We start from the raw sequence: 21,640 nt of genomic DNA, 5'->3' as shown, positions 1-21,640 counted from the left end.
AGCCGCGGGCAGTAGACATGTCCGGGGCCGCGATCAGCTGGATGGTGAACGCATCGGAGGACTGGTTGCCGAGCCACTCCAGGTCGCCGCGCAGGCGCTCGCTGTCACCATCCTCGTCGGCCAGGGCCTCGGTCGTCGTCTCCGGTTCCGGCTCGGGCTCTGGCTCGGGCTCTGGTTCTGGCTCTGGTTCTGGTTCTGGCTCTGGTTCTGGCTCTGGTTCTGGCTCTGGTTCTGGTTCTGGCTCTGGTTCTGGCTCTGGTTCTGGCTCTGGTTCTGGCTCTGGTTCTGGCTCTGGTTCCGGCGCAGGCTCGGGTTGTGGCTCAGGTTCCGCGGCTGGTTCGGCCTCGATGCCGGCGATTGGGTCACCGCTCGGGGGTTCCCGGCCAGGCAGGGGCTCGACATCCGGGCCGGTCAGCGTGTCGTCGGTATGCTCCAGCGGGTCGGGGGCGACCTGGTCGTCCTCCCCCGGGGATGCTGGGGGCCTGGTTTCGGGTAGCGGGAGTTCGACGACCTCCTGTTCCGCCTCGGTTTCGCGGCCGTCCATCAGCTGCAGGGCGACAGGGGCGGCGATACCGATCGCGACCGTGGCCGCGACCGCCGGCACGAACCATCGCTGATTCCAGAAGGGGGCGGTGCGCTGGTCCCCCTTGGGTTCGTCCAGTTCGTGCTCGGATTCCGGTGGTCGTTCCGGCTCGTCCTCGCTGTCGGTTTGTGCAAGGGCCTCGGCGGCCGGGGTGAACTCGTCTTCGTCGCGCTGGGCCCGCAGCATCGGGCCGCTGTCGCGATCGAGGTCGGCGTCGGAGTCGAGGGTGACGCCCGTGGCCTCCGATGCCGTGGGCGACGGTTCATCCTCGCGTTCGGCCTCGTCACCCAGCGCGATGCCGGAAGCGGTGGCGCCCGGTGCCGTGGATGCGCCGGCCGCACTGGCTGCATGGCGCTCACTGCGGCAATGGCGTTCCAGGACCTGGTTGGCTTCGCGGTTCAGGTTGCCGGGCAGGCCCTGGCTGGTGGTCTGCAGGTGGTGGATCGTGTCCTGGTCGAGCAGGCGCTCCGGATCGTCGAGGCCTGCCGCCTGCAGACGGTGACGCAGGTACGCGGCTGTCTGCTCCAGATTGAAGGCACGCAGGTTGACGCGCGTGACCTGGTCTTCGTCGGAGGGGTCCGGCAGGTACAGGCGGCGGCGGAGCAGGCCGCCGGAGCCCACCAGCACGATGCGCGGTGCGCGGCCCTGGGACTCGAGTACCTCGCTGCGCATGCGCATCAGGTTGTTCACGATGTCGGTGCCCACCAGATGGGCGTCGTCCATCGCGATTACCGGGTCCATGCCGATCGCCACGCGTTCGGCCAGCAATTCGGTCAGGGGTCGATCGGGGTCGTCCGCGTTCTGCGAGCGCAGGTAACTGCGAATGGTGTGATCGACCGACTCGAACTGGGTGTTGATGCGCGCGCGAAAGGCGATCAGTTCGAAGGGTTCTGGCAGCATGGCCAGCAGGCGCATCAACTGCAGGCTGCGCCCGGAACCGTTCTCGCCGGTCATGATCACGATGGCGCCCGGGGCATCGAGGGCGGCGCGCGCCGATTCCAGCAGGCCGTCCAGCAGCGGATCGGTGTAGATGAAATGTTCGTCGGGCGTCTCGTCGAACGGCGCCGTGTGCAGGCCGAGCTGTTTCAGGCATTGGTCGGAAAGCGCCATGGGTCTCAGTCTCAGGTCAGCGTGCCCAGATCGAACAGGCGGTGGTGTTCACGGATGGCGTGGCGGTCGGTCATGCCCGCGATGTAGTCGGCAATCGCGCGCTGCGGCGCATGCGGGTCGGTGCCCGCCAGTTGTTCGGCGTGCCGCTGGAAGCGTTCCGGCATCAGCCGCTGCTCGGAGTCGAACGCGGCGAACAGGTCCTGAATCAGCTGGCGTGCCTTGTGCATCACCGCGTGCACCTGATGGTGGTGGTACAGGTTCTCGCGCAGGAAGACCTTCAGCTCGTGCGCCTGGTCCGCCATCTCCGGGCTGAAGCGGATCAGGGACTGGCCAGCCTGACGGACATCGTCCGGGCTTTGCACCCGCTGATCATCAATCGCGGCCTGGCTGGTCTCGATCAGGTCGGAGACCAGGGCGTCGATCATGCGGCGAACGGTTTCGTGCTGAACCCGTCGCGGCTCGAGGCCCGGGTAGCGTGCGTGCACTGCCTCCAGGCATTCGCGGAACAGGCTCACCTCGGTCAGCTGGTCCATGTCGAGCAGTCCGGAGCGCAGGCCGTCGTCGACATCGTGGTTGTTGTAGGCGATCTCGTCGGCCACGTTGGCGAGCTGCGCCTCCAGCGAGGGCTGCTGCTTCTCGAGAAATCGCCGCCCGATTGCGCCCAATTCCAGCGCCCGTTGCGGCGAGCAGTGCTTGAGGATGCCCTCGCGTGTCTCGAAGGTCAGGTTGAGGCCGTCGAATTCCGCGTAGTGGCGCTCCAGCAGGTCGACGATGCGCAGCGACTGCAGGTTGTGCTCGAAGCCGCCGTACGCCTTCATGCAGTCGTTCAGGGCATGCTGGCCGGCATGGCCGAACGGGGTGTGGCCGAGGTCGTGCGCCAGGGCGATGGCCTCGACCAGGTCCTCGTTCAGGCGCAGGGCACGGGCGATCGAGCGACCGATCTGCGCGACCTCCAGCGAGTGGGTCAGGCGGTTGCGGAACAGGTCGCCCTCGTGGCTGATGAAGACCTGGGTCTTGTATTCCAGGCGGCGGAACGCGCTGGAGTGCACGATGCGGTCGCGATCGCGCTGGAAATCGCTACGGTGGCGTGGCGGCGCTTCCGGGTGGTTCCGGCCGCGCGAGGCCGCGGGGTCGGCGGCGTACGCCGCGAGCCCGGAGGCCCGGTCGACCCGGGGTGTGGTGGCCAGGGCCTCAGGCGACACGGGTGCCCTCGTGCAGGGTCGCGTCCAGCGCCGACACGTCGAACTGGTCGGTGAGTTCGGCCTGGCCGATCCCCCGCAGCAGCACCAGACGCAGACGGCCGCTGGCGACCTTCTTGTCGATCGCCATCAGCTCGCGGAAGCGCTCCGCGGTCATGGGGTCCGGCGGATCCAGTGCCAGGCCGGCGCGCTGGATCAGGGCCTCGGCGCGTTCGCGCTCGGCCGTGCTCAGCCAGCCCATGCGCTCCGACATGCGCGCGGCCATCGCCATACCCGTGCCCACGGCCTCGCCGTGCAGCCATTCGCCGTAGCCCATGCCGGCCTCGATTGCGTGGCCGAAGGTATGGCCCAGGTTCAGCAGGGCGCGGATGCCGCCTTCGCGTTCGTCGGCGGCGACGATCTCGGCCTTGCAGGCGCAGGAGCGGTGAATGGCCCGGGCCAGCGCCTCGGGCTCCAGGGCGCGCAGCTCGTCGATATGCGCCTCCAGCCAGGCGAAGAACTCGGCGTCGCGGATCAGCCCGTACTTGATGACCTCGGCGAGCCCGGCCTGCAGCTCGCGCTCGGGCAATGTCTTCAGGGTGTCGGTGTCGATCAGCACCGCGCGCGGCTGGTGGAAGGCGCCGATCATGTTCTTGCCCAGCGGGTGGTTGACCCCGGTCTTGCCGCCCACCGAGGAGTCGACCTGGGCCAGCAGGGTGGTCGGCACCTGCACAAAGTCGATCCCGCGCTGGTAGATCGCCGCGGCGAAGCCGGCGATATCGCCCACCACGCCCCCGCCCAGCGCGACGATGCGGCTGCCTCGGTCGAGCCGGGCCTCCAGCAGGCGGGTGATGATCGATTCCACCGTGGCCAGGGTCTTGTGGGCCTCGCCATCGGGCAGCTCGATCCAGAGGGGCTCGCCCGCGATCCCGCACTGGCCGAGCGTTTCGCGCAGGGCCTCGCCGTACAGCGGACCCACGGTGGTGTTCGTCACCACCGCCACGCGGCGGCCCTCGAGCGCCGGGCGCAGGGTGTCGGCGGCGGCGAGCTGGCCCGGTCCGATCCGGATGGGGTAGCTGCGCTCGCCCAGCTCGACGTTCAGGTTTTGCGTGCCGGGTGCGTTCATCAGGAGCATCATAGCGTGCGTGCCGCTTTGGGCGTAAGCGTGCGCGCGGTCAGGATGGGCATCGCTTCACGGACTTTTGCAAATGGCGCCGGTTGGATTACCATAGGGAGTTCTGCATGGCTGCCCGGAGTGTTTCGGGTGGCGTTTTTGTTTTGGTAGACGAATCAGCATTCGCATCCGGAGATTGTATGCCGCACGTACGAGTTCGCGAGAATGAGCCCTTCGAGGTTGCCCTGCGCCGTTTCAAGCGCACCTGTGAGAAGGCCGGCGTGGTCGCGGAAGTCCGCCGCCGCGAGTACTACGAGAAGCCGACCACCGAGCGCAAGCGCAAGGCCGCCGCAGCGGTGAAGCGCCAGCTGAAGAAGAACTCCCGCGACATGACCCGTCGGGTGCGTCTGTACTAAGAATCGCCTTTCGGGCGTCAGGCCCGGATCGAGGACCCTTCCAATGTCGCTCAAGGCCCGGTTGCAGGATGACGTGAAGCAGGCCATGCGGGCCCGGGAGAAGGAACGCCTTGCGGCGCTGCGCCTGATCCAGGCCGAGGTCTCGCAGTTCGAGGTCGACGAGCGGCGCGAGGCCGACGACGACGCGGTGCTGGCCATCCTCAACCGGATGCTCAAGCAGCGTCGCGACTCCATCGACCAGTACCGCAAGGGTGGCCGCGAGGACCTGGCCGAGCGCGAGGCCGCCGAGATCACGGTGATCGAGGCGTACATGCCCGAGCCGCTGGGCGACGCCGAGCTGGAGCAGATGATTGGCGAGGCGATTGCCGAAACCGGCGCCGCCGGTCCCAGCGACATGGGCAAGGTAATGGGCGTGCTCAAGCCCCGGGTCTTCGGCCGCGCGGACATGGGCGTTGTCAGCCAGAAGGTCCGTGCAGCGCTAGGGTAACGCGGGTGAATGTACGCATTCGCGTTGGTGCTGCCTGTTTCCCGAGACAAGGCGCGTCGTGCAGCGGGTAGTGGTTCTACCCGCAAGTGGCGCAACGCTGTATCGGGGAACAGGCAGCTCCAACCCCACCATTTTGTTGGGCGAAGGGGCTCGGCCGATTTTGCCTGCTGACGGCGTTGCGGCTCGCTTATGTAGCTCGGCTACACCGCGCTCACCGCGCCTTGTCAGCAGGCAAAATCGACTCGAGCGCGAATGCGTACATTCACCCGCGTTACCCTGGAGATTTCTTGACCGTTGCGCTTGGTTGAGCGAAACGTTCCTTTCCTGAACGCATGAACGGTTGAACCCCGTGGCGTCATGCCGCCGGTTCCCGTCGGAGCGAGTGATCCATGGCTTCCAATCCGATGCAGTTCCTGGACCTGCCGCGCCAGGACCCTCAGAAGACCCCTGCCGAGATCCGTATCCACGAGTTCGGCGAGATCATCGGTCAGTTCGATCCGGCGACCGCGGGTCAGCAGGCGGGCCGCTGCCTGGCGTGTGGCAATCCGTACTGCGAATGGAAATGCCCGGTCCACAACTTCATCCCGAACTGGCTGAAGCTGGTGGAAGAGGGCAACCTGTTCGCCGCCGCCGAGCTCTCGCACAAGACTAATTCCCTGCCCGAGGTCTGCGGCCGAGTCTGCCCGCAGGACCGCCTGTGCGAGGGTGCCTGCACGCTGAACGACGGTTTCGGTGCGGTCACCATTGGCTCGGTGGAGAAGTACATCACCGACGAGGCCCTGAAGGCCGGCTGGCGCCCGGACCTGTCCGATGTCACCCCGACCGACAAGCGCGTGGCCGTGATCGGCGCCGGGCCGGCCGGCCTTGGCTGCGCCGATATCCTGGCGCGCAACGGCGTGCAGGCAGTGGTCTATGACCGCTACCCGGAGATCGGCGGCCTACTGACCTTTGGCATCCCGCCGTTCAAGCTGGAGAAGCAGGTGATCCGCACCCGCCGCGAGATCCTCGAGGGCATGGGCGTGGAGTTCCGCCTGAACACCGAGATCGGCCGCGACATCCAGATGGAGACCCTGCTGGAGGAATACGACGCCGTGTTCCTCGGTATGGGCACGTACACCGCGATGCAGGGTGGCTTCCCCGGCGAGGACCTGCCGGGCGTGTACCCAGCGCTGCCGTTCCTGATCTCCAACATCCGCCAGGTGATGGGCTGGGAGCACGATGAAGACGGCTTCATCGACGTGGCCGGCCAGCGTGTGGTGGTCCTCGGCGGTGGCGACACTGCGATGGACTGCAATCGCACCTCAATCCGCCAGGGTGCGGCCTCGGTGACCTGCGCCTATCGTCGCGACGAAGAGAACATGCCCGGCTCGCGCAAGGAGGTCGTCCATGCTCGCGAAGAAGGCGTGCAGTTCGAGTTCAACGTGCAGCCGGTCGAGATCGTCGGCGACGGCAAGGTCGAGGGCGTGAAGGTCGTGCGTACCCAGATGGGCGCGCCGGACGAGCGCGGCCGCCGCCGTCCCGAGCCCGTGCCGGGCTCCGAACACGTGATCCCGGCCGATCGCGTGCTGATCGCCTTTGGTTTCCGTCCGTCCCCGGCGGACTGGTTCGCCGAATACAAGATCGGCGTAGACGAGGGCGGGCGTGTACAGGCCGTCGGTGAGCACGCCTTTCAGACCGGCAACCCGAAGGTCTTTGCCGGCGGCGACATGGTGCGCGGCTCGGACCTGGTCGTAACCGCCGTCTTCGAGGGTCGCGAGGCCGCCGAAGGCATTCTTGAATACCTCGGCGTTTGAGCTTTTCGATGTCCCAGACCCTGAAGAATGACCGTCTGCTGCGTGCGTTGCTGCGCGAGCCCGTGGATCGCCCACCGATCTGGATCATGCGCCAGGCCGGCCGCTACCTGCCGGAGTACCGCGAGACCCGCGCCCAGGCCGGCAGCTTCATGAACCTGTGTCAGAACCCGGAGCTGGCCTGCGAAGTCACGATGCAGCCGCTGCGCCGGTTCCCGCTGGACGCGGCGATCCTGTTCTCGGACATCCTCACCATCCCGGATGCAATGGGGCTGGGACTGTACTTCGAGACCGGCGAGGGGCCGCGTTTCCGCGACCCGGTCCGTTCGCTCGAGGCGATCGAGAACCTGCCGGTGCCGGATCCGGAGCAGGAGTTGCGCTACGTAATGGACGCGGTGCGCCTGATCCGCCGCGAGCTGAATGGCGAGGTGCCGCTGATCGGCTTTGCCGGCAGTCCGTGGACGCTGGCCACCTATATGGTCGAGGGCCAGGGCTCGCGCGACTTCGCCGAGACCAAGCGGCTGATGTACGGCGAACCGCAGGCGATGCATGCGCTCCTGCAGAAGGTCGCCTCCTCGGTCACCGAATATCTGAACGCGCAGATTCGCGCCGGTGCGCAGGCCGTGATGGTCTTCGATACCTGGGGCGGCTCGCTGACGCCGCGTGGCTATCGCGAGTTCTCGCTGGCCTACATGCAGCGCATCGTCGATGGTCTGATCCGGGACCACGACGGCCGCCGCGTGCCGGTCACGCTGTTCACCAAGGGTGGCGATGCCTGGCTCGAGGCGCAGGTCGAGACCGGCGCCGATGCGCTGGGGCTGGACTGGACGATCGAGATTGGCGAGGCGAGCCGCCGCGTGGGCGACCGCGTGGCGCTGCAGGGCAACCTGGATCCGTCGGTGCTGTACGCGCCGGATGCGGTCGTGCGGGAGGAGGCCCTGCGGGTGCTGGACGGGTTCGACCGCGATACCGGGCATGTCTTCAACCTGGGGCACGGGATTCATCCGGGCATCGACCCGGATCGGGTTGCGACACTGGTCGAGACCGTCACCTCCTACCGGCGCGATTGATTCAGTGCATTCTCAAGCCTGGAGCGCCCTGATCAGGGCGGCCTGATCAGGGCGCGCTGGCGGTCGCGGGTGCGTCGGCGTTTGCGACCGCCAGCAGCTGATCGACCTCCGCGCGCCCGGCGCGGGGCATGGGTTTGCCATCCACCGGCGATGGCGGCGCCTGGCGCAGCCCGTCCAGCGGGAACACGGTCAGTTCGATGTCCGTGTCGTGTGGCCCGCGAAAGCTCAGAAACGGCACACGCTGTTCGCGCCCCTGGCGACTGCGATAGCGGCGTTCGCCGGTCTGACACCGGATCCCGCGCTCGCCCAGATCGAGGATGACCTCCTCCACCGTCTCCGCAAACGCGTGCAGATTGACCAGTGGCTGGCGCTCGACGATACCGTCCAGTAGCGGCCCGACCAGGCGCGGTTCCAGCTCCGCCAGCCGTTCCATCACGATCCGAGCGGCCTCGAGGCGGTCGCGATAGGCCTGACGACTGTCGTCGGTTGCGAACAGGCGACTGCGCTCGATCGCGGCCGCCTGGATCTCGCTGTTGCGCGGCATCTCGTGGCGGGAATCGACACCCAGATGCTCGGCCGCCTTGCGCTTGGCCAGCGCAAAGTCCCGGACCCCATCGTCCAGCAGGATCCTGGCGGCCTCCTGGGCCAGTTCCTGACGTATACGAGAAGGATTCATCAGAACACCGATTCGGGTGGGCTTTGGCCGTTCTCCCCGCTGGGACCCGAGGGTGCCTGGCCGCGCTCCGGCACCTGTTGCGGGATCAGCCACTGGATGTTGGCTCCCGGGGTCTCCTCGCTTGGTGCGCGACGGCCGTCGGGCAGGATGGCTACACGCTGCAGGTCATCCGGCCGCTCGACCGGTCGCTCCGGCGCGTCGGTCAGGACCGAGTCCATGAACCGTACCCAGAGCGGGAGCGCTGTGCGTCCACCGCTCTCGCGCCGGCCCAGTTCACGGTTGTCGTCGAAGCCGACCCAGGCGGTGGCCACGATGTCGGCGTTGAAGCCCGAGAACCACGCATCGCGATAGCTGTTGGTGGTGCCTGTCTTGCCTGCCAGGTCCGAGCGCCCCAGCTGCTGCGCCTGGCGCCCGGTGCCGGCGGTGATCACGTGCCCCAGCATGTTGCTCATTTGCCAGGCGGCACCCGGCTCCAGGACCTGTGCCGGGTCGGTGTACTGCAGCGGGCCCCCGCTGGCGTTCAGGTACAGATCCTGGCCGGGCGGGTCCTCGCAGGGGTCGGGGCAGGCCCGCTCCGTTGGGGCCTTGTAGAGCAGTTCGCCGTCGCCCGTCTCGATGCGCGTGATCATCCACGGGCTGTGCAGTTTGCCGCCGGAGGCGAACACGCTATAGGCATTGTTCAGTTGCAGGGGTGTAACCCCGCCGGTGCCGAGCACCATTGACAGGTTGCTCGGGTGCTGGTCCGGGTCCAGGCCGAAGCGTGGCAATTGTTCGTGCACGCGCTGCGGCCCGAGGCTGTTGAGCAGGCGGATCGATGCCAGGTTGCGCGACTGGGCCAGGGCATCGCGCATGCTCATCTCGCCCTGGAACTGGCGAGAGTAGTTCTGCGGTCGCCACTCGGCCCCCAGCGCGGGATCGTCGAAGACCATCGGCGCGTCCACCAGCATACCTTCCGGGCGATAGCCTTCCTGTAGCGCCAGCGCGTACACCAGCGGCTTGAACGCGGAGCCTGGCTGACGCTGGGCCTGGGTGCTGCGGTCATACCGGTTCTCGAAGAAGTCGAAACCGCCGGCCAGGGCGACAATGGCCCCATCCTCGGGCGACTGGGCGATGACTGCGCCGGTTACTTCCGGTTTTTGTGCCAGACGCCAGCGCCCATCCGTGTAGGGGCGGACGCGAACCACGTCGCCCACCTCGAACTCGGGGTTGCGTGCCCATTCCTGGTCGCGCGGTTCGATGGTGAGCTCGCCGATCTGGCCGCCGTCGACGTGCAACGTGCCGTCGCCTTCGCGTTCCATGACGACCACCGGGAACAGCAGGCGCCCGTGCACGCCGCGCGCCTTCAGGGCGCGCATGCGCGACTCGGCGTCGGCCATGCTCTCCTCGCCCAGTCGATCCTCCGGCCCGCGATACCCGTGGCGTTCGTCGTATTGCAGCAGGCCCTCGCGCAAGGCCTGGTTGGCGGCCTCCTGGTAGCGGGAGTCGATGGAGGTATGCACCTGCAGACCGCGCCGGTAGGCGTCGTCGCCCCAGAGGTTAAACACAATCTGGCGGGCCGCCTCCGCCACCCAGTGGGCATCGACCTCGGTGGCGGCCACGTGCCGCTCGGACGATACCGGGCGGGCCACTGCCTCCTCGTATTCCGACTCGCTGATCGCGCCAGTATCCAGCATGCGCCGCAACACATAATTGCGACGAATCTCGGCGCGCTGGGCGCTGGCGACCGGGTTGGTCGTGGAGGGGGCTTTGGGCAGTGCCGCGAGGACAGCGATCTCGTCCAGCTCCAGCTCGTCGACCGAGCGGTCGAAGTAGACCCGTGCGGCTGCCTCGATCCCGTAGGCGCGCTGGCCCAGGTAAATCTTGTTGAGGTACAGCTCGAGGATCTCGTCCTTCGTCATCTCCTGTTCCATGCGAATGGCCAGGAAGATCTCGCGCAGCTTGCGTTCATAGGTACGGTCGCGTGTCAGAAAGACATTGCGCGCCAGCTGCATGGTGATCGTGGATCCCCCCTGACTGCGGTCGCCGCGCGTGGAAATCTCGTTGATCGCCGCCCTTGCCAGACCAACAATGTCGACCCCGGGATGATCGTAGAACCGCTCGTCCTCGGCCGCGATGAAGGCCTGGCGGACGCGTTCGGGGATTTCGTCGATTGGCAGCGGGATGCGGCGTTCCTCTGCGAATTCGCCCATCAGCAGACCATCGGCGGTGCGGACCTGTAGCGGGGTTTGCAGACGTACATCACGTACGGCCTCTGCCTCCGGGAGGGTCGGGGCATAGTGCACGTAGAGCGCCGCAATGGCCGCGGATACGCCGATTCCGGCCGCCAGAACCAGGGCCAGTAACGCCGCAAAAATCTTGAGAATCGGCTTCATGACTGTAAAAAAAGTGGGGCCAAGGTAAGAAGTAGCTTTCAAAGCAACTTGCAACCCGGATTTCGCAGTGTATATTGTGAACGAGCTAGCATACTTGATTGTAACGCTACCAGTTACTTTCATCGGGGTATACAGGGGGACGTGTGCTGAGTCTCGGAAAGAGCAAGCAGGGACTGCTGGGTGTGGATGTCAGTTCCGCCGCGGTGAAGGTGCTGGAGCTCGCCCGCCAGGGTAAGGGCTACCGGGTCGAAGCCTTTGCGGTGGAGCCACTGCCGGACGGTGTGATGGTGGACAAGGTCTGCCAGGACACCGAGGCGGTGGGGAACGCGCTCGCGCGCGCGGTCAAACGCTCCGGCACAAAGCTCAAGCACTGCGCAATGGCCGTGCCGTCCTCGGCGGTCATCACCAAGACCATCCAGATGCCGGCCACGCTCAGCGACCCCGAGCTCGAGGGCCAGGTCTTCGTCGAGGCCGACCAGTACATCCCCTACACGCTCGAAGAGGTCAATCTGGACTTCCAGGTCCTTGGCAAGAACGAAAAGAACCCCCAGCTGGTCGACGTCCTGGTCGTCGCCTCGCGGCGCGAGAATGTCGACTCGCGCGTGGCGATCGCCGAATCCGCCAAGCTGACCCCCGAGCTGGTCGATGTCGAGGCCTACGCGATCGAGCACGCCTCCGGACGTCTGATGGAGCAGATTCCCGATCGCGAGAACAAGCCTGTCGTCGCCATCGTCGACGTCGGTTCCTCGGTGACGGCGGTCTATGTCGTCAGCCAGACCGAGGGGGTGGTCTACACCCGCGAGCAGAACTTCGGCGGGCGTATGCTTACCGAGGAGATCATGCGCCGCTACAGCATGAACTATCAGGAGGCCGGTTCCGCCAAGATGAGCGGCGACCTTCCGGCCGACTATGTCAGCAATATCCTCGAACCCTTCAAGCAGACGATGATGGACCAGATCCAGCGTCTGCTGCAGTACTTCTACGTGACACGCCCGCAGGATTCGATTGACCACATCCTGCTCGGTGGCGGTTGCGCGGCGATCGCGGGTGTCGACGAGATGCTCGAGGAAAGCTCCGGGACGCCGGTATCCATTGCCAATCCGTTTCGCGGGATGGCGCTTTCCCGCCGTGTGAATCAGCAGCGCTTCGCCAATGATGCCCCCGCGCTGCTTACGGCCTGTGGCCTGGCCCTCAGGGGGTACGCCGGATGATCCACATCAATCTCCTCCCGTGGCGCGAGAGGGCTCGCGAGCAGCGACGCAAGCAATTCTTTGGTGCCGTGGGCGGCGCAGTCGTGGTCGGGATACTGCTGGCGTTCGGCGGGCATACCTTCATGAGCGCGCTGATCGATCACCAGCAGTCGCGCAACCAGATGCTGGAGAGCGAGATCCGCGAGCTGGACCGCAAGATTGCCCGCATCCGCGACCTGGATGAGCAGCGCGAGGCCCTGATTGCGCGCATGGAGGTCATCCAGACGCTGCAGGCTCGCCGCCCGGAGGCCGTGCACCTGTTCGATCAGCTGGTCGAGACGCTGCCGGATGGCACGTATCTCAACGAGGTGCGCCAGGAAAGCGAGCACATCAGCCTGACGGGGCGTTCCGAATCCAATACCCGGATCTCCGCTCTGATGCGTCGTATCGACGCCTCGCCGTGGCTGGCTGACTCCAACCTGCAGATTATCGAGCGGCGCGAAGAGGGGCGCCTGCAGGTACGTGACTTCCGCCTCGACGCCACCCAGACACGGCCGGCGGATGTCGAGGAGGATTCCTGATGAATATCAAGGAACTCAATGAAATCGACCTCAACAACATTGGCGAGGCGTCCGGGGGTGTCAAGGCGCTGATCCTCGTTGTGATCGTACTGCTCATCCTGGGGCTGTCCTATTACTTCTTCATTGGCGAGCAGCGTACCGAGCTGGAACGCGAGGAGAATCGCGAGCAGCAGCTGCGCGCCGAGTTCGAGGAGAAGCAACAGCGTGCCGCCAACCTCGAGGCCTATGAGGAGCAGCTCGAGGAGATGGAACGCATGTTTGCCTCGTTGCTGGAGCTGTTGCCCAGCAGCGCCGAGATTCCCAGTTTGCTGGTGGATATTTCACAGACCGGTTTGCAGGCCGGGCTCGAGATCGAACTGTTCGAGCCGCGTGGGGAAAACCGCCGGGACTTCTACGCCGAGGTCCCGATCCGCTTGCGGGTACGCGGCGACTACGAGGAGCTTGCCGAGTTCGTCAGCGGGACCTCGGCCCTCCCGCGCGTGGTGACCATGCATGATATGCACATCCGTCGGGGCGATAACGATGACGACCTGCTGATGGACGCCACCGCGCGCACTTACCGCTACCTGGAGGACCACTGATGCGGAACCCTGCACAGCGATCCCTGGGAGCGGCACTCGCACTCGGCCTGCTGGGCACACTTGTCCTGTCGGGTTGTGCCCCGGACAAGAGTGACCTGGAACACTACGTCGCGGAGGTCAACGAGCGCCCGGGCAGTGGCATCGATCCGATCCCGACGCTGGAGCCGCACGAGCCGTTCCTGTACCCCGGGCATACCCGCTCCCCGTTCGACTCCTCCGTGATCGCGCAGCCCGACCTGGCGGTGGCCGAGGGCGAGCCCGGCGATGCCGAGATCGATCCCGATCGCCCGCGTGAATTTCTCGAGAGCTTCCCGCTCGATTCGCTGCGGATGGTGGGCTCGTTGGAACAGGACGATGTGCGTTATGCCCTGGTGCGTACGCCGGATCGGGGCATTCAGCGCGTGACCGTTGGCAATTACATGGGCGAGAACCACGGCCGGATCGTCGAGATTACCGCCACCCGGGTGAAGCTGGTCGAGGTGGTCCCGGATGCCTTCGGTGGGTACGTGGAACGCGAAAACTCCGTGGCGCTGGCCGACTAGCGGTCGGGGGGAGCGATAACGATGATGAACCGAATGGGCCGCTATACCGGCAACAACTACAGGGGATTACACATGGGTTCTTCCATGCGCGCGCTGGCGGGCACCGTGATGGCGGGTTTGCTGTTCATGGTTTCGCAGGGGGTGGCGGCGACCGAACTGGAAGAGATTCGGGCGGCCAGCATCAGTGGTGACCGGGTGCAGGTCAATCTGCGCTTCTCCGATACGCCCCCTGAAGATGTCCGGGCCTTCGCCATCGACTCCCCGCCGCGGATCGCGCTCGACCTCCCCGACGCCGGGAACGCACTGCGCAGCCGCGAGACGGATCTCAACGTCGGGCCGTTGCTGACCGCCACCGCCGTCGAGTCGGGCGACCGCACCCGCGTGGTGCTGAACCTTACCCAGCCCTCCGAGTATCAGACCCGGGTGGATGGTAACAACCTGATCCTGACCCTGGGGCGCGGGGTCTCCGAGGCTGACACCGACGTGGAGCAGGTGGCCGAGCGAGTCGGCGAGCCGACCGAGCGGACCGCGCGCAGCGCGCGCCCGGTCGAGATCACGGGCATCGATTTTCGCCGCGGCTCCGAGGGCGAGGGGCGAGTCGAGATCGACCTCTCGCGCTCGGGGGCCGAGGTCAACGTGCGCGAGCAGGCGGGCAAGGTCGAGCTGACGTTCCCGCGCGCCCGGGTGGACGAATCCCTCGAGCGGCGTCTGGACGTGCTCGATTTCGCCACACCGGTTCGTACCGTCGATACCGTTGCCGAGCGCGAGCGTGTGCGTATGGAAGTCGACGCGCACGGGGAATACGAGGTTCTCTCCTACCAAAGCGACCGTCGCTTCGTGCTCGAGGTGGCACCGATTACCGAAGCCGAGCGCGAGGCCCGTCGTCGCGAGGAAGAGCAGTTCGAGGGCGAGCGCCTGTCGCTGAACTTCCAGGACATCGAGGTACGCTCGGTCCTGCAGCTGCTGGCCGATTTCACCGACCTCAACATTGTCGTGAGCGATACCGTTGACGGCAACATGACGCTGCGGCTGAACAATGTGCCCTGGGATCAGGCGTTGGACATCATCCTGCGCTCTCGCGGGCTCGATAAGCGCATGGACGGCAACGTGATCTACGTCGCTCCGAGCGACGAGATTGCGGCTCGCGAGCGTCTGGAACTGGAGGCACAGCGTGATCGCCAGGAACTGGAACCGCTGCGCACCGAATTTGTGCAGATCAATTTCGCTCAGGCGGAGCAGATCGCCTCGCTGATCCGCGGTGACGAGACCGGCCAGTTCCTGTCCGAGCGTGGCAGCATCACCATCGACAGCCGCACCAACACGCTGCTGGTGCAGGACACGCAGAGTCGCATCGAGGACGTACGTCGTCTGGTGCAGACCCTCGATGTGCCCGTGCAGCAGGTGCTGATCGAGACCCGCATCGTGATTGCGGAAGACACCTTCAATCGCGAGCTGGGGGCCCGTTTCGGCATCAGTGGCACGCGTGGTGACCGCCGCACCCAGGTCGGCGGGGCGGGCTCGATTGAGGGCGCAGATGATGCCCGTGGCCGGGCAACCGGTGATTTGGGTGGCGTCGCCATTGGCGACCGTCTGAACAGTTCGTTGCCGGCTGCCGGCAATGCCGGTCAGGCCGGGATCAGCATCTTGCGCAGTGGTGTACTGCTCGATCTGGAGCTGTCGGCCCTGCAGGTCGAAGGGCGTGGCGAGATCATTTCCAGTCCGCGTGTGATTACCGCCAATGGCCAGACGGCTTCAATCCGGCAGGGCGAGGAGATCCCGTATCAGGAGGCTACCGCCTCCGGTGCGACCTCCACCCAGTTCATCGAGGCGGTGTTGTCCACGGAGGTGACCCCGCAGATTACCCCGAACGGCAACGTGATCCTGGATATCAACGTGACCAAGGACGAGCCCAGTCAACGCGAGGTCCTGGGTGTGCCGGGAATCAACAAGCGCGAGGTGCAGACCCAGGTATTCGTCGGCAATGGCGAGACGGTGGTTCTGGGTGGCGTTTACGAAATTACGAGCAGCGCGTCTTTGGAGAAGGTCCCGTTCTTTGGGGATATCCCGTTCCTGGGCAACCTGTTCCGCAACCGCTCCACGGAGAATACCAAGGCGGAGCTGCTGATCTTCGTGACCCCGCGCGTGCTCGACTAGGCGCGGGTGCTCTACCGGCCTTTGGATGGGTCGGCAGCAAGGTGCGAAAAAGCTGGGGCCTTGTCCCCGGCTTTTCTTTGTCCGGCTGGGCCAGTAGCCTTGCCGCCATGCAGAACATTGTCCTGGTAGGGCCCATGGGGGCCGGCAAGAGCACAATCGGGCGCGGGCTGGCGGGGCTGCTGCGGCGGCCGTTCTTCGATACCGATCAGGAGATCCAGCGCCGTACCGGCGTGGATATCCCCACGATCTTCGAGTTCGAGGGCGAGGCGGGATTTCGCAAGCGCGAGTCTGCGATGCTGCAATCGCTGCTGGAGCGCGATGGTGCGGTGATCGCCACGGGCGGCGGGATTGTCGAGCGCCCGGAGAACCGCGACCTCTTGCGCCAACACTTCGTGATCTACCTGCGCGTCCCGGTGGAGGAGCAGTTCCGGCGCACGCGCCGCAATCGCAAGCGCCCGCTGCTGAACGAGGTGGCGGATCCGCGGGCCAAGCTGCAGGAGTTGTTCGAGCGCCGTGATCCGCTGTATCAGGAGGTTTCGAGTATGACGCTGGAGGGACGAGGTCGACGCGTGCGCGATGCCGTTCGCGGGGTCTGTGATGCCCTCAAGGTCCAGCGTCCGGATCTGTGCCAGCCCCGTTCCGAGGGTTGAACTTCTGGCGTCAGCACCGCTTGCACGTCAGTGCCGGGTGGAGCCGCCCCCATCCGGCACGAACATTCCCTGCTGGGAGGGCGGGGCGCGGCGACCGTGCGAGGCGTGGTGAAACTGCAGGCGCCAGCCCCCTTCGCTACGGCGCCAGGTCTGGCTGATCAGGATGGTCCCGGTGGCCGCCACATCGCCAGGGCGGGTAATCGCCTCCTCGATCACGAGACTCAGGCTATCGGCCGTTTCCTGGCGCCCGACGATGCGCGGCTCGATCCCGATATTCAGCTCGCGCGCGAATACCAGCAGCCAGCTCTCCATCACCTCGGCCACCCCGCGATGAGCGCGCGGGCTGCCCGGGTGGACGCAGACGATATCCGGACGTTCTGCCCACAGTCGCATCATCTGTTCGATGTCCGCGGCGCGAAAGGCCTTGTAGTAGGCCGCCATGCATTCGTCACTCGTGTTTCCCATCAGTGAATCCGCCCCGCATCCCGGGCCGGCGGCGGATCCGGGTCGGGGCTGGCGTGGTGCAGAAACATCCGCCAGCTGTCCCCTTCGAGCCGGAAACCGTTCGTGGCCAGCATGACGCCACGGCGTTCGCCACTGACGTACAGGTTTTCGCGCAGGGTGTGGATCACCAGGTCCTGCCCCGCGATCACGTTCAGCTCGGTGCGCTGGATTACCACGCCGCGCATGTTCGGCAGGATGTCATCCCAGCTCTCGAGGATGACGTCGGTGCCCAACAGGCGTTCGCCCCCGGGGTGTATGCAGACGCACTCGGGGCTGTCCTGCCAGATCTCGCGCATGGCGTCAGGGTCGCCGGCCTGAAAGGCCTCGTAGAACGCCGCTTCGGCGCTTTCCGGAGAGGGGAAGGTAGCCATTACCGCTCGTCGTGCTCGGGTGAGGCCACATTGTCGCAGCCTGTCGCAGGGATGTCGCGGATGACGCGGCGCGTCGCGGCCAGCACAATACGCCCCCGGTCGAATGACGAGAGCAACCATGGCGCGCATCCTGACTACGGGCATCGCAACGCTTGATCACACCCTGGACGTCGAGTGCTATCCGTGCGAGGACGACGAGGTTCGCGCGCTGGCCAGCTCCTCCCAGCCCGGGGGGAACGCGACCAACACCGCCCGTATCCTTGCGCAGTTCGGTCACCGCGTCGCGCTAGCGGCCGTTCTTGCGGAGGATCGGGCGGGTGACTGGCTGCGCGAACGGCTGGTCGCCGCCGGCATCGACATCGGTGCCTGTCCGCGGTCTCCGGGCGCGACCCCGACATCGCATATCCTGCGGTCGCGCGCGTCGGGCAGCCGCACGATCGTACATCATCGTGACCTCCCCGAGCTGAGCGCGGCCGAGCTTCGCCGGATCGCCTGGGAGGAGTACGACTGGTTGCATTTCGAGGGGCGCCAGCCGGGGACCCTGAGCGAGATCCTGCCCCGGGTCCGCGAAGCCGTGACGGATCAGCCGATCTCGCTGGAACTGGAGAAACCACGTCCGGGGCTGGAGGCGTGTCTGGAGTGGGCCGATGTCCTTATGCTGTCGCGGGACTGGGCAGAGGGGGTTGGCGCCCGCCCTGAAGAGGCTGTGGCCGAGCTGGCGCGCCGTTACCCCGGGCGTATTGTCACGGTGACGGCCGGGGCCGAGGGTGCCTGGCTCGCCCAGGATAACCACCAGGTGTACTGCGCCCCCACCCCGGGTTTGCGCGTCGTCGACAGCGTGGGCGCTGGTGATACTTTCAATGCCGGGCTGATTAACGCGCTGGTTTCGGGTGAGCCCCCCGAGCAGGCGCTGGTCGCGGCCGTGCGCCTGGCGGAGCGCAAGCTCCAGCAGGCGGGATTCAATGACCTGGCAGCGGCTGACGCCGCACACCCTTACAGGTAATCGTCCAGCCAGGCCTGCAGGTCTTCTTCTTCGACCTCGCCGCGATGGGTGTCGCGGATGATGCCGTCGCGGTCGATCAGTACCGTGTAGGGCAGCGCCCCGATGCGGTTTCCGTACTCGCGACCGACTTCCACGGCCTCGTCCTGACCGATCAGGATCGGAAATTCGATCCCGAAGTCGTCGACGAAGTGCTGGGTCGCGCTGAGTTCGTCCACGGCGACCGCGACGATGGTGAAGCCATCGTCGCGGTGTTCTTCCCAGGTCTCCTGGAACAGCGGCATTTCCTTCTTGCACGGTGGGCACCAGGTGGCCCAGAAATTCAGCACGACCAGGTCGCCGTCCCATTCGCTCAACTGGCGTTCGTTGCCCTCGAGGTCCGGCAGGGTGAAGTCGATGCGGCGGTTACCCTGGGTATCCTCGGCGGCGGCTTCCGTGGCCCCGTTTCCGTTGGCCCCGGCGGTATCCATCTCGGGCGTGGGTTCCTCGCAGCCTGCCAGCACAAGGGCGCTGGCCGCCACGAGGGCGACCCAGCCGAACGGATGCGAACGATGCTTCATGGCGTTACCCCGATTGCGTTTTCGACGTGGGCCAGGAAGCGGTCGGCGTTCAGATAGCCCACGTTGCGATAGTTGCGCAGTTCGTTGCCGTCCCGGTCGTAGAAGATCATGGCCGGCGGCCCGAACAGATTGAAGTGGCGCATCAGCTCGCGGTGCTCCGAGGTGTTGTCGGTCACGTCCGCCTTGAGCAGGTGTACATCCGCCATGGCATTGATTACGCGCTGGTCCTGGAACGTAGTGCGTTCGAGCCGCACGCAGTCCACGCACCAGTCGGCGTAGAAGTCCACGAACACCGGCTGGCCGTTTTCGCGCGCGCGGTCGACCTCGCGCTCGAGGTCTTCAAGGCTGTGGATGTAGGTGAACTCCATCTCCGTCGGGCCCTGCTCGGCCGTGGGGGGAGCCGCGGGCTGGGTCAGGCTGGCCAGCGGCCGGAACACGTCCTTGCCGCCGGTAGCCGCGCCGATCATCAGCAGGATGCCGTAGATGAGGATCACCACGCCCAGCCCCTTCCACAGGCTGTACCAGCCCGAGGTGCCTTCCGGCAACGAGCGCAGGGCGCCCATGTAGATCGCGGTGACGATCAGCAGAGTGGCCCACAGGAACATCGCCACCTGGCCCGGGATCACCCGTTCCAGCAGCCAGATGCCGATCGCGAGCAGACCGACGCCGAATGCTGCCTTGATGGTATCCATCCACGGACCGGCCTTCGGCAGCAGGCGGCCGGCCGAGGTGCCGATCGCCAGCAGCGGGGCGCCCATGCCCATGCTCAGGGAGAACAGGGCGATGCCGCCCAGTACCGCATCGCCGGTGTGGCTGATGTAGAGCAGGGCGCCAATCAGCGGTGCGGTTACGCACGGGCCGACAATCAGGGCCGAGAGGAAGCCCATGATCCCGGCGCCCATGTAGGTGCCGCCTTCCTGGCGGTTGCTGATCTGCGACAGCTTGCTCTGCACGCCGGCCGGCATCTGCAGTTCGTAGAAGCCGAACATCGACATCGCCAGTGCGATGAAAATCGCGACGAAGGTGCCGATGATCCAGGGGTTCTGGAACGCGGCCTGCAGGTTGGCCCCGGCCAGCCCGGCGAAGACCCCGGCGATGGTATAGGTCAGCGCCATCGCCAGCACGAACACCAGCGAGATCAGGAATGCCTTGCGCGTGGTCAGGTTCTTCTGCCCGATGATGATGTTCGACAGGATCGGGATCATCGGGAACACGCAGGGGGTGAACGTCAGCAGCAGCCCGAAGCCGAAGAAGGCCAGGGCCACCAGCCAGATCTGGCCATCGGCCAGCTGGGCCGCGATGCGGTCCTGCTGCGTGACAGGGGCGGCCTCATCTTCTTCCTCCGGGACGACCTCCTCTTCGGGCGGGGCGGTCTCGATCTCGTCCAGGGCCTCGTCGCCGGTCTCGGGCAGTGCGTCCTCGTCGGCTTCGACGGCCAGGTCGTCAGCGAAACTGACCGATACCTCCTGGGTCAGCGGGGGGTAGCACACCCCTCCGTCCCAGCAGCCCTGGTAGTCGATCGCCAGCGTGATTTCGGAGACGTCGTCCTCGTCGCGCAGCACCGGGACCAGGATCTCCACCTCGTCGCGGTAGATCTCGGTTTCCCCGAAGAACTCGTCCTCGTGCATTTCGCCCTCGGGCGGATTGACGGGGCCCAGCTCGATACCGTCGCCCTCGGCGATGCGGACATCGAGCTGGTCGCGATAGAGGTAGTAGTCCTCCGCGATCTCGAAGCGCAGGATCACGGCATTCTGGCTGATCGCCTCGAGCGAAGCGGCAAAGGCCTCTTCCGGTTCGAGCAGGTCATCGGCCGCGCCCAGGTCGCCGGTCAGATCGCCCATCTCGTCCAGGGCGCTGCGTTCCTCTTCGACCGCTTCGTCTTCGGCGGCCTCCTCTTCGACCGCCTCTTCGCCGTTTTCGCCCGGCAGGCCCGGGAGCTCCAGCGAGACCGTCTGGAAGTGCGGCGGGTAGCACACGCCGATGTCCGCACAGCCCTGCGAGCGCGCGGTCAGTTCGATCTCGGTGCTGTCGGCCGCGAGGATGGGCAGCTCGATGCTGACCTCGTCGCGATAGGTCTCGACCTCGCCGAAGAACTCGTCGGTCTTCTTCTCGCCGTCCGGGATGTCCGGTTCGCCGAGTTCCAGCCCTTCGCTCTCGGGCTCGAACTCGAACTGCTCGCGATACATGTAGTAGCCGTCCGCGATCTCCCAGGTCAGGCGGATCGTGTCGGCATCAATGGCCTCGGCGCTTAGGCTGAACGCGTCATCCGGGTCCAGCAGATCGTCATCGAAGATGGCATGTGCCAGCCCCGGGGTCAGCAGGAATGCGACCAGCAGGGTCGCCAGCCAGTTGCGCAGTTTCAGGAGGTGCATTGCGTTATCCAGTCCAGGTAATCCGGGGATCCGTGCGTGATCGGCACGGCAATGATCTCCGGGGTTTCATAGGGGTGGTATTCCGTCAGGTGGGCCTGCAGGTCATCGCGGGCATCGACGGAGGTCTTGATCAGCAATGTGACTTCGGGATCGGTCTCGATATTCCCTTTCCACAAATAAACCGAGCGTCCGGCAGGGAGGATGTGCACGCAGGCCGCAAGCCCGCGTTGAACCAGATCACCCGCCAGACTCTCCGCCTCGGCGGCGTCGTCCAGGGTGGTGAGCACCAGCCAGGCGCGCACGTTCGTGTTGTCGGTTTCCTTCTCCGGCATGATCAGT

The 21,640-nt window shown here is 66.0% G+C and carries 21 protein-coding genes; 11 read left to right on the top strand and 10 right to left on the bottom strand.

The features are described 5' to 3' along the window. The 3 genes from G372_RS0102075 to aroB form a co-directional block, all read right to left on the bottom strand. Positions 1–1,693, bottom strand: a 1,693-nt coding sequence (locus tag G372_RS0102075) for an AAA family ATPase (RefSeq protein WP_020008815.1), incomplete at its 3' end; no start/stop codon positions are given. Between the two features lie 11 nt (positions 1,694–1,704). After that, the gene (locus tag G372_RS0102070; RefSeq protein WP_019624848.1) at positions 1,705–2,895 is read right to left on the bottom strand and encodes a deoxyguanosinetriphosphate triphosphohydrolase; all 1,191 of its coding nucleotides are present in this window, start codon (positions 2,893–2,895) and stop codon (positions 1,705–1,707) included. Further along, entirely contained in the window at positions 2,885–4,009 is a 1,125-nt protein-coding gene (aroB, locus tag G372_RS0102065) for a 3-dehydroquinate synthase (protein WP_020008814.1), read from the bottom strand. The genes G372_RS0102070 and aroB overlap by 11 nt, the downstream gene beginning before the upstream one ends. A gap of 176 nt (positions 4,010–4,185) precedes the next feature. Here aroB and rpsU point away from each other — a divergent pair, with 176 nt between their 5' ends. The 4 genes from rpsU to hemE all read left to right on the top strand — a co-directional run bounded on the left by rpsU (position 4,186) and on the right by hemE (position 7,748). Further along, complete coding sequence (rpsU, locus tag G372_RS0102060; protein WP_012981683.1) at positions 4,186–4,401, top strand: 30S ribosomal protein S21; 216 nt, start codon at positions 4,186–4,188, stop codon at positions 4,399–4,401. 43 nt (positions 4,402–4,444) lie between these two features. After that, a complete protein-coding gene (locus G372_RS0102055) occupies positions 4,445–4,888 on the top strand; it encodes a GatB/YqeY domain-containing protein (protein ID WP_018863069.1) in 444 nt (147 codons plus the stop codon). A gap of 389 nt (positions 4,889–5,277) precedes the next feature. Next, the gene (locus G372_RS0102050; RefSeq protein WP_018175249.1) at positions 5,278–6,681 is read left to right on the top strand and encodes an FAD-dependent oxidoreductase; all 1,404 of its coding nucleotides are present in this window, start codon (positions 5,278–5,280) and stop codon (positions 6,679–6,681) included. A gap of 8 nt (positions 6,682–6,689) precedes the next feature. Then, positions 6,690–7,748, top strand: a complete 1,059-nt coding sequence (gene hemE / locus G372_RS0102045; protein WP_019624850.1) for a uroporphyrinogen decarboxylase — start codon at positions 6,690–6,692, stop codon at positions 7,746–7,748. 46 nt (positions 7,749–7,794) lie between these two features. Here the strand turns inward: hemE and G372_RS0102040 are convergent, their stop codons facing one another. Beyond that, entirely contained in the window at positions 7,795–8,424 is a 630-nt protein-coding gene (locus tag G372_RS0102040; protein WP_018863066.1) for a hypothetical protein, read from the bottom strand. Further along, positions 8,424–10,796: a penicillin-binding protein 1A gene (locus G372_RS0102035; protein WP_019624851.1), complete on the bottom strand. Its 2,373-nt coding sequence runs from the start codon at positions 10,794–10,796 to the stop codon at positions 8,424–8,426. Before G372_RS0102035 ends, G372_RS0102040 begins: the two co-directional genes overlap by 1 nt. Positions 10,797–10,939: 143 nt before the next feature. Between G372_RS0102035 and G372_RS0102030 the strand changes: the two genes are divergently transcribed. The 6 genes from G372_RS0102030 (at position 10,940) to G372_RS0102005 (ending at position 16,494) form a co-directional block, all read left to right on the top strand. After that, complete coding sequence (locus G372_RS0102030) at positions 10,940–12,007, top strand: pilus assembly protein PilM (RefSeq protein WP_018863064.1); 1,068 nt, start codon at positions 10,940–10,942, stop codon at positions 12,005–12,007. Beyond that, positions 12,004–12,567, top strand: coding sequence for a PilN domain-containing protein (locus G372_RS0102025; protein ID WP_019624852.1), 564 nt, complete (start codon positions 12,004–12,006; stop codon positions 12,565–12,567). Before G372_RS0102030 ends, G372_RS0102025 begins: the two co-directional genes overlap by 4 nt. Then, a complete protein-coding gene (locus tag G372_RS0102020) occupies positions 12,567–13,148 on the top strand; it encodes a type IV pilus inner membrane component PilO (protein ID WP_019624853.1) in 582 nt (193 codons plus the stop codon). The genes G372_RS0102025 and G372_RS0102020 overlap by 1 nt, the downstream gene beginning before the upstream one ends. Beyond that, positions 13,148–13,690, top strand: coding sequence for a pilus assembly protein PilP (locus tag G372_RS0102015; RefSeq protein WP_019624854.1), 543 nt, complete (start codon positions 13,148–13,150; stop codon positions 13,688–13,690). Before G372_RS0102020 ends, G372_RS0102015 begins: the two co-directional genes overlap by 1 nt. 33 nt (positions 13,691–13,723) lie before the next feature. Then, positions 13,724–15,844: a type IV pilus secretin PilQ gene (locus G372_RS0102010; protein WP_167539413.1), complete on the top strand. Its 2,121-nt coding sequence runs from the start codon at positions 13,724–13,726 to the stop codon at positions 15,842–15,844. A gap of 107 nt (positions 15,845–15,951) precedes the next feature. After that, on the top strand, positions 15,952–16,494 hold the full coding sequence (locus tag G372_RS0102005) for a shikimate kinase (protein ID WP_018863059.1): 543 nt from the start codon (positions 15,952–15,954) through the stop codon (positions 16,492–16,494). A 27-nt stretch (positions 16,495–16,521) separates the two neighbouring features. Here the strand turns inward: G372_RS0102005 and G372_RS0102000 are convergent, their stop codons facing one another. Both G372_RS0102000 and G372_RS0101995 read right to left on the bottom strand, forming a co-directional pair. Beyond that, positions 16,522–16,959: a nuclear transport factor 2 family protein gene (locus G372_RS0102000; RefSeq protein ID WP_026340449.1), complete on the bottom strand. Its 438-nt coding sequence runs from the start codon at positions 16,957–16,959 to the stop codon at positions 16,522–16,524. Then, positions 16,959–17,369, bottom strand: coding sequence for a YybH family protein (locus tag G372_RS0101995; protein ID WP_018863057.1), 411 nt, complete (start codon positions 17,367–17,369; stop codon positions 16,959–16,961). Before G372_RS0101995 ends, G372_RS0102000 begins: the two co-directional genes overlap by 1 nt. Before the next feature lie 118 nt (positions 17,370–17,487). Between G372_RS0101995 and G372_RS0101990 the strand changes: the two genes are divergently transcribed. Continuing rightward, positions 17,488–18,372 (top strand): PfkB family carbohydrate kinase, encoded by an 885-nt coding sequence (locus tag G372_RS0101990; RefSeq protein WP_019624858.1) that lies wholly within the window; start codon positions 17,488–17,490, stop codon positions 18,370–18,372. On the opposite strand, the gene G372_RS0101985 is transcribed toward G372_RS0101990, so the two are convergent. Genes G372_RS0101985 through cutA form a run of 3 tightly spaced genes read right to left on the bottom strand, consistent with a single transcriptional unit; the run spans position 18,363 to position 21,633 of the window. Beyond that, complete coding sequence (locus G372_RS0101985; protein ID WP_018863055.1) at positions 18,363–18,929, bottom strand: peroxiredoxin family protein; 567 nt, start codon at positions 18,927–18,929, stop codon at positions 18,363–18,365. The two genes, G372_RS0101990 and G372_RS0101985, sit on opposite strands and share 10 nt — an antisense overlap. Next, entirely contained in the window at positions 18,926–21,301 is a 2,376-nt protein-coding gene (locus G372_RS0101980) for a protein-disulfide reductase DsbD (protein ID WP_019624859.1), read from the bottom strand. The genes G372_RS0101985 and G372_RS0101980 overlap by 4 nt, the downstream gene beginning before the upstream one ends. Beyond that, positions 21,289–21,633: a divalent-cation tolerance protein CutA gene (gene cutA, locus G372_RS0101975; protein ID WP_018863053.1), complete on the bottom strand. Its 345-nt coding sequence runs from the start codon at positions 21,631–21,633 to the stop codon at positions 21,289–21,291. The genes G372_RS0101980 and cutA overlap by 13 nt, the downstream gene beginning before the upstream one ends. Positions 21,634–21,640: the final 7 nt, after the last annotated feature.

Source organism: Thioalkalivibrio thiocyanoxidans ARh2, from assembly GCF_000385215.1.
GTDB lineage: Bacteria > Pseudomonadota > Gammaproteobacteria > Ectothiorhodospirales > Ectothiorhodospiraceae > Thioalkalivibrio > Thioalkalivibrio thiocyanoxidans.
Note: the sequence above shows the minus strand (reverse complement) of the source record. Positions and strands in the feature narration are given on the sequence as shown.

Coding starts and splice junctions, on each gene's coding strand:
- G372_RS0102035 (WP_019624851.1), bottom strand. CDS start 10,796: ATGAAGCCGATTCTCAAGATTTTTGCGGCGTTACTGGCCCTGGTTCTG.
- G372_RS0102050 (WP_018175249.1), top strand. CDS start 5,278: ATGGCTTCCAATCCGATGCAGTTCCTGGACCTGCCGCGCCAGGACCCT.
- G372_RS0101980 (WP_019624859.1), bottom strand. CDS start 21,301: ATGCACCTCCTGAAACTGCGCAACTGGCTGGCGACCCTGCTGGTCGCA.
- G372_RS0101985 (WP_018863055.1), bottom strand. CDS start 18,929: ATGAAGCATCGTTCGCATCCGTTCGGCTGGGTCGCCCTCGTGGCGGCC.
- G372_RS0102010 (WP_167539413.1), top strand. CDS start 13,724: ATGGGCCGCTATACCGGCAACAACTACAGGGGATTACACATGGGTTCT.
- hemE (WP_019624850.1), top strand. CDS start 6,690: ATGTCCCAGACCCTGAAGAATGACCGTCTGCTGCGTGCGTTGCTGCGC.
- G372_RS0102020 (WP_019624853.1), top strand. CDS start 12,567: ATGAATATCAAGGAACTCAATGAAATCGACCTCAACAACATTGGCGAG.
- G372_RS0102005 (WP_018863059.1), top strand. CDS start 15,952: ATGCAGAACATTGTCCTGGTAGGGCCCATGGGGGCCGGCAAGAGCACA.
- G372_RS0101990 (WP_019624858.1), top strand. CDS start 17,488: ATGGCGCGCATCCTGACTACGGGCATCGCAACGCTTGATCACACCCTG.
- G372_RS0102040 (WP_018863066.1), bottom strand. CDS start 8,424: ATGAATCCTTCTCGTATACGTCAGGAACTGGCCCAGGAGGCCGCCAGG.
- G372_RS0102000 (WP_026340449.1), bottom strand. CDS start 16,959: ATGGGAAACACGAGTGACGAATGCATGGCGGCCTACTACAAGGCCTTT.
- G372_RS0102015 (WP_019624854.1), top strand. CDS start 13,148: ATGCGGAACCCTGCACAGCGATCCCTGGGAGCGGCACTCGCACTCGGC.
- G372_RS0101995 (WP_018863057.1), bottom strand. CDS start 17,369: ATGGCTACCTTCCCCTCTCCGGAAAGCGCCGAAGCGGCGTTCTACGAG.
- rpsU (WP_012981683.1), top strand. CDS start 4,186: ATGCCGCACGTACGAGTTCGCGAGAATGAGCCCTTCGAGGTTGCCCTG.
- aroB (WP_020008814.1), bottom strand. CDS start 4,009: ATGATGCTCCTGATGAACGCACCCGGCACGCAAAACCTGAACGTCGAG.
- cutA (WP_018863053.1), bottom strand. CDS start 21,633: ATGCCGGAGAAGGAAACCGACAACACGAACGTGCGCGCCTGGCTGGTG.
- G372_RS0102025 (WP_019624852.1), top strand. CDS start 12,004: ATGATCCACATCAATCTCCTCCCGTGGCGCGAGAGGGCTCGCGAGCAG.
- G372_RS0102055 (WP_018863069.1), top strand. CDS start 4,445: ATGTCGCTCAAGGCCCGGTTGCAGGATGACGTGAAGCAGGCCATGCGG.